Source organism: Haloglomus irregulare (genome assembly GCF_007421925.1).
GTDB lineage: Archaea > Halobacteriota > Halobacteria > Halobacteriales > Haloarculaceae > Haloglomus > Haloglomus irregulare.
This window is the reverse complement of sequence record NZ_QMDX01000042.1, coordinates 1-6,603: the sequence shown is the minus strand read 5'-3', so window position 1 is coordinate 6,603 and position 6,603 is coordinate 1. Positions and strand designations below refer to the sequence as shown.

At 60.4% G+C, this 6,603-nt stretch carries 6 protein-coding genes; 5 read left to right on the top strand and 1 reads right to left on the bottom strand.

The features are described from left to right. Window positions 1-351 precede the first annotated feature (351 nt). Complete coding sequence (locus tag DP107_RS19465) at window positions 352-651, top strand: hypothetical protein (RefSeq protein ID WP_144263733.1); 300 nt, start codon at window positions 352-354, stop codon at window positions 649-651. A 538-nt stretch (window positions 652-1,189) separates the two neighbouring features. Here DP107_RS19465 and DP107_RS19460 read toward each other — a convergent pair. After that, window positions 1,190-1,768: a hypothetical protein gene (locus tag DP107_RS19460; RefSeq protein ID WP_144263732.1), complete on the bottom strand. Its 579-nt coding sequence runs from the start codon at window positions 1,766-1,768 to the stop codon at window positions 1,190-1,192. A gap of 239 nt (window positions 1,769-2,007) precedes the next feature. Here DP107_RS19460 and DP107_RS19455 point away from each other — a divergent pair, with 239 nt between their 5' ends. From DP107_RS19455 to DP107_RS19440, 4 genes are all read left to right on the top strand, one after another. Then, window positions 2,008-2,370 carry a hypothetical protein gene (locus DP107_RS19455; protein WP_144263731.1) on the top strand — a complete coding sequence of 121 codons (363 nt, stop codon included), beginning with the start codon at window positions 2,008-2,010 and terminating at the stop codon, window positions 2,368-2,370. A gap of 236 nt (window positions 2,371-2,606) precedes the next feature. After that, complete coding sequence (locus DP107_RS20610) at window positions 2,607-2,936, top strand: site-specific integrase (RefSeq protein ID WP_202877469.1); 330 nt, start codon at window positions 2,607-2,609, stop codon at window positions 2,934-2,936. A 1,061-nt stretch (window positions 2,937-3,997) separates the two neighbouring features. Further along, entirely contained in the window at window positions 3,998-4,180 is a 183-nt protein-coding gene (locus DP107_RS19445; RefSeq protein WP_144263730.1) for a hypothetical protein, read from the top strand. 207 nt (window positions 4,181-4,387) lie between these two features. Further along, on the top strand, window positions 4,388-6,379 hold the full coding sequence (locus DP107_RS19440) for an aldo/keto reductase (protein WP_144263729.1): 1,992 nt from the start codon (window positions 4,388-4,390) through the stop codon (window positions 6,377-6,379). Window positions 6,380-6,603: the final 224 nt, after the last annotated feature.

Sequence of the window (6,603 nt, the reverse complement as noted above, 5' to 3'; positions counted from 1 at the left end):
TCGCGAAGCTGCTTGAGTCGGTGGCGGTGGTCGTGGATATCGAAGGTCATCGTCCGGGGGTCACTATACGATCATGGCCGTCATTAACATCCGGCCGCCCTCATGATAGCGTGGCGGACCAGCGGGTTGAGAGCCGACGGCAATGCGGACTACCCCCACTAATGAGGTAATGAGAACGCGGGGAGAGAGCCACCGTCTGCTGAGCGTCTGACTGACCTTCTTCACTGATTGGTGAGATGCGTGGTATATTGTCCGACGAGTATCGTAGTTTACAAGAGACCCTCGACGTTCAACATACCGGTAGCGACGGCCGCACCCGTACCTGGCTGAAACCGACCAGGTCGACCGAGTATGCCACAGAACGACCACACCGACGACAGAGGAGCATCGAGCGACACCACCACCAGCGACACGGCGGCCGTGCCGGTGTTCTGTCACGTCCCCGAAGCGGCGGCCGAGCGGGCGGTGCGCCGGTTCCAGCAGTACCGCGAGGCCGACCTCGAAGACCTGACGCTCCCCGACCAGGGGGGCACGCTGCGCGACTTCGTGCTCGACGAGATCCACCAGAAGTCCGTGACCTACGTCGGCGGGCAGCCGCTTGAGCAGTGGGTCGACGAGCACGCCGACGGCATCACGCCCGACGAGGTCTAACCCGCCGCCGACGGCAAAGGAACGCTCGTCAAAGGGCAGGAAACCTGCGGCGACGACTCGTAACAGCGCCTGACGAGGGCTCGTGCTCACTTCGTGGACTCGGACACGAACGACGCGGGACTCGCACTCCAGACGACTGACGGTAAGCGAGTTGGACGACAACTCGCGTCCGGAGATACGGGGCGATTCTTTCCTATCCTCTCGCTACCTGACAGTATGGGCGTGACCGATACAGAGGATGTAGTCAGCAAGTGGCTGTGACAAACGTATTCATCAAAACAGGAAACGGCATGGCTTCGACTGCAGATAGCACGCGAACCCTGTGGCGTACTCGCGCCCTGTATGCAGCAGTGCATCCGGAAATCTATCAGTGCTTGAGGATTCCCTCGTCTCGTAATCGGGTCGGACAACGGCCCGGTCATCTTCGGAGGGAGAGCGCGGGTTTGCTGAGTGGACACAGAGCTGACACGATCGGCTTGCAGGATATAGAGGTTATAGTCAGCAATCTTGATCCCTGAACGAAGCAGTTCTAACTGGTTTACGTCGCTAGTGGTGGGGCTACCGCCGCCTGGTTCAGAAAGACCCCCACAACGAGAATGATGACCACAATCGGCCGTGGAATCGTCACTCGCAACTTCCGGGTGAAATAACCACGGGCAGGAGGGGCTGCAAAGGCTGCCAACAGTGCATATATGCTTGCCGTGCAGATGAGTCGAACTGGCTGTCCGGAGACGCTTTCTGTTGCCACCCCAACCGCCAGAAGAAGCAAAAAGCCGGTAGCGATCCACGATGCGAGCGACCCAGTCGTCTCAATCCGTATTAACCGGGCTGTCTTGTGAATATACGTAGCCCGTCGTTGTTGGGTAGTCTCAATCTGCTCGGCAGCATAGGCGAGCGGTCTGTCTCTCTCACCGAGATCTTTCAACGCCGACAGCAACACGAAAAATAACACCAACGAGAGTACTGTCCACATCGCTTGGGTGGCAGGAGTAACCACATATCTGCTGCCCAAGTCCCCTTCCCCTGGGTCAGGGATTACAACGAACAACAACAGCTCAACAGCAAGAAACGAACATGCAATTGTCCACCGAACGATCGGCTGCTCAAGTTTCCCCACGCTTGGCAGTAAATCGGCTCTGACCTGAATAAATTCACTGTGTCAAGATAGTTCAGTTCTAACAGAATCGAAGGCTCATATCGAAAACAAACTCAACGCCCACAGCGTAGACATAACCAAACTAGACGCTTACTGAAGATAGTGAAACGGTGGTATCTGTCTCAAAACTACGAAATCAAGCTGTGCGGGACACAGAGCCTGTATACAGAAATAAAGATATTCAATTTCAACAGCGAGGTGTGAAGTTCAATAAGTCCCTCCCGCTGGCTGTCCTGATTGGTTGCTGCATTGGTGGTGGAGTTCATCGATACCTACTTTCGGATTGGTTCTTCGTGTCAAGCATAGCAAGCATGTACATTGGGATTGCATACTTCATTTTGGCGTATGATATTACACTGCTCGGTGAACAGTTCACGTTCGATAATAGGTACGACAGGCTTGGCCATGCCGTCGGTGTCTTCGGATTGGGCATAGGCCCGTTAGCACTCATAGAATATGTTGGTTTTCAAGGGTCTGAGGTTGTCGGCGTGCTAATGTGGTCGATTGGTGTAATTGCGTATTTTACTATCGTATCGAATGCACAGAGTCAAGGGCGGCAGTAGCGACTGATGACACACGAGTTGCCCATCGGTAGAAGCGAAGACACCAGTGGTAATTCCTGAATATGCGCGCTGTATGCAGCAGTGGATCCGGAACCGATCAGTGCCTGAGAACTCCCTCGTCTCGTAATCGGGTTAGCGGACAACCCGGCCACAACCACCCCGAAACCCCCCGCTATCGGCGGGTAATCACTGGTCATGCCGGTGGCTTCTAGTCGGGTGATCGTGTAAACCCGTCCATGGTTCGCGTCGACGACTCCGGCGACATCACGAAATGCTGGCTCGACACCGGCGAAATCGGCCGCCTGGAGGAGGCCGCCGCTCGCACCGACTGGGAGCGCGAACTCGCCATCCAACTTATAGACCGCTGCGGGCTGCGGGCCTCGGAGGTGTCCTACCCTGGCGACGCCGAGCTCCGGTACAGCGACGACGCCGACGGCTGGCTCCTCGAGGTCCGGGGCAAGAACACCAAAGGCGGCGACCCGACCGTCCGCGACGCCTGGATGCCCGACCCCGTCGAGGCCAACGTCCGCCGCTTCGCCCGCGAACGCGACTGCGCCACTGGCTAGACCTGGGTCCAGGCCTCGACCTCCTCGATTCGGCGCTGGGTCCGCGAAGCCGCCGCCGACGTCGCCGAAACCGACCCGCAGGCCGACCGCTGGCGCGCTGTCTCCAGCCACGATCTCCGCCGCTCGTGGGCCACCCCTCACCTCGCCGAACGCCAGGTCGACGTCCGCACCATGATGGCCGTCGGCGGCTGGAGCGACTACTCCGCGAGCCCTACCTCGCCGAACCCACCGAGGCCCGCATCGGCGATGCTATGCGTGGCTGAGGGGTATTGCGCCTTCTCGACAGGCTTACTCCGCAGAGTTCTGTCGCTGGTCCCACAGGATCGCGAGGAAAATGAGCGCAGACAGTCCGAGCATCAGAACTGCGAATCGGCGCCCGTCTTGGGGGTCGTGAGCAGGAGCGGAGAGCATGGCTGAAAAAGGCCTCAGACGGATGCAGTTTCTCATTTCATCATCCCTCGTGGTTCGTCCGCCGCTCACGGATCACCCACCACCGCGTCAGGCGACAGGCCGGTGTCCGGACGATGGTGGCCGGCGGCGGCCAGAGCGACTACCCCATCATCAAGCTATCCGCCGAGCGCCGAATCGGCGAGGGCATCCACGGTTAGCCACCAAGATGCACACACGCGATGGGACTAATAAACTGAAGAGCCAACTGGAACGTATGAGCGAGCAAGCAGAGGAGCAGACCTGCGAGGAGTGCGGAGCGGACATGCACCTCCGCCAGAGTTGGACCGGGCAGAGCTACGCCATGTGTCCGGAGTGTAACTGAGAGAACGAGCCCCCGCCCCCACCGAGGGCCGCATCGACCAGCCCATGCCGGGGGGAAGCTTACGCCATCTTCTCGACGAGGTCGAACGCCTCGCCGCACTCGTTGAACTGGATACTCTCACTCCATCAACAGCGCTCCCCGCACGGGGTTTAACATCCGAGAGGGAGTAGCCTCCGAATCAGTCACTGTCGCGACGCTCAACGCCGACTCGACGCGGGCGCTGCGCCGACCCTTCGACCGGCGCTGGAAGCACAGCGAGGCGCTGGTCCCAAGTCGGCAGCGCGACCACATGAGCCCGCGAGCCGTGACGTGGGCAGTAAAACGGCTGGCCGAGATCGCCGAGGTCCGCCCGCAGCTCGTCAAGAGGGGCACCGGCGACCTCTCGCAGCGACAGGCCGTCAAGGAATTGAACACCTCACGGCGGACCGTCCGCCGCTCGATTGAGGACCGGGCCGAACTGTGCGGGCTGTGAGTTAGGGCGTCTTCCGAATAACTGAATGTCAAATGCCGACATTGCCACTGTCTTGCGTTCAACGCCGCATCATACGGTGATATCGTGGCGGGGGCGAATAGGCGTGGAGTCGCTGTCGTCTCGGGTCGTCACCACGGGGGAGAACGCTCTCAGTGGTGACGGGCCGCCTGTCGGGGGGCATATATATCTCACACTCTCGGCACAACTGTGAACTGTCTGTTCGTCGGCGCCGGCGCAATCGCAGATGAGTACGCCCGTGGGCTCTCGGCGGGGGCACTCTCGTTGGCCGGCGTATGTGACCTCGATGAGAAGCGGGCAACAGCACTCGCCGACAGATACGGTTGCCCAGGGTTCACCGACCTAGAGGCGGCATTGACGAGCGTCGACGCCGATTTAGTGGTGAATCTCACGAGTCACGCTGCACATGCAGCAGTGACCCGCACTGCGCTGACTGCCGACCGGCACGTCTACTCACAGAAACCGATAGCGCTCGAGACGGAGGTAGCCAGTGAGCTGCTCGAGACGGCACGTGAAACCGGCCTCGGTCTCGCGTGTGCGCCCGCAACCCCGCGGGCTCCAGCACAGCAACGCGCCAGGCGAGTACTCGCTGACGGCCAGCTCGGCCCGGTTCAGCTCGGTTATGCCCACGCTCACGTCGGTCGGGTGACCGACTGGCATGATCGCCCAGAATCGTTTCTCGAAACCGGCCCACTGTACGACGGCGGCGTGTATCCGCTAACACTGTTGACAGCCTGGTTCGGCCCCGTGAAACGGATCCGCGTCGCCGACAGCCTCGACATCTGGCCGGACCGCGAAGACCAGCACCCGACAGCACCCAGCCACGTCGAGGCAATGCTGGAGTTCGCCGCCGGCCCTATCGTCAGACTCACAGCCAGCATTTACACGCCACACCGTGCACGGGAGTTTTACGGGCTCGAACTCCACGGCGACGACGGCTCGATGTACCTCCGCGGGACTGGGGCGATGGACGACGCGGTTGATGCGGTATCATTCGGCCGTGTCGGCCGAGAGTACATCACCGTCCCGCCACAGACACCGACAGGGGGCCGCGAGTATCTCACCGCCGTCGAGCAGTTTGCAGCGCGTATCGAGAGCGGCGAGCCCCCGCGCGCCAGCGGTCGCCGGGGGGCTCATATCGTTAGCATCTGTAACGCAATCGAGAACGCAGCAGAGAACGGGGGACCCACGAAGGTGAACTCACATGACCTCTCCGCTGGCCAGGTGAACACTCCTGCTGACCCCGCAGCCAGGGAAACCACGATTCCGCCCGCAACCCCCACCCCGACCAATCGTGGCGGGGTCACTCTTCCACCAGTCGGGTTCGGCTGTTCGCGGTATCGAGATGGCGAGTATCACAATCGCGTGGACTCTATCATGACGGCACTCGATGCTGGGTACCGTCTTCTCGACTCTGCGGAACTGTACGGGAATGAACACCGAATCGGCGAGCTGCTGGCGGCTCCTGGCAGCCCGGACCGAGACTCCGTCTTCATCATCGGGAAACCCTGGCGCACGAATCATCACCGACAGAATCTGTTGAACGCGTGTACGGGGAGTCTCGAAGAGCTTGGTATCGACGCGTTCGACTGCTATATGCTTCACTGGCCGGGGGCGTGGGCACATCGCGGTCAACTCACCCGATTGGCCGAGAAATCGGTCCCTCGACAAGAGGAACTGACCTTTCCCGAAGCCGACGACGGCACGATCGAGACTGCAGAAATCCCTCTCACGACCGCCTGGGAGCATATGCAACACGTCGTTGACCGCGGATTGGCGGATTCAATCGGTGCCTGTAACATCTCGCTCGCTCAACTGGAGACACTGCTGGAGACAGGAGATGTCGACCCGGCGCTGGTTCAGGTCGAACGGCACCCGTACCAGCCTCGCGATCAGCTAGTGTCTGCCTGTCACAGTCAGGACATTCGTGTCATCGCACACTCACCGCTGTCGGCACCCGGACTGCTTGAGGAATCCGTGCTTCGAGAGATTGGCCACGAACGAGACCTCTCTGCAGCAGAGGTAGTGATTGCGTGGAACACCACGCGCGGGGTCGTTCCGATTCCCTCTAGCACGACCGAATCACACATCCTCGGGAATCTTCAGGGGGCTGCAACACGATTGAGTTCGGACGAGTGTGCCCGAATCGAGACGCTACACAACCCTGATTTCGAGCGATAACCTATGAGAGTTGAGCGGGGCCAGGGGCGAGAACAAACCTGATCCTGTATCAACTGTGGAGTCGGTCACGATGATGGCTGTCGGCGGCCGGAGCGACTACTCCGCCATCGAGCCGTATCTCGCCGAACCCACCGAGGCCCGCATCGGCCAGGCCATTTGAAGCTTGGTCAGCGTGAGGAACTCCGGCGCCCTCACGAGCGGCGCGTGGTCGGGGTCGTCCCGGA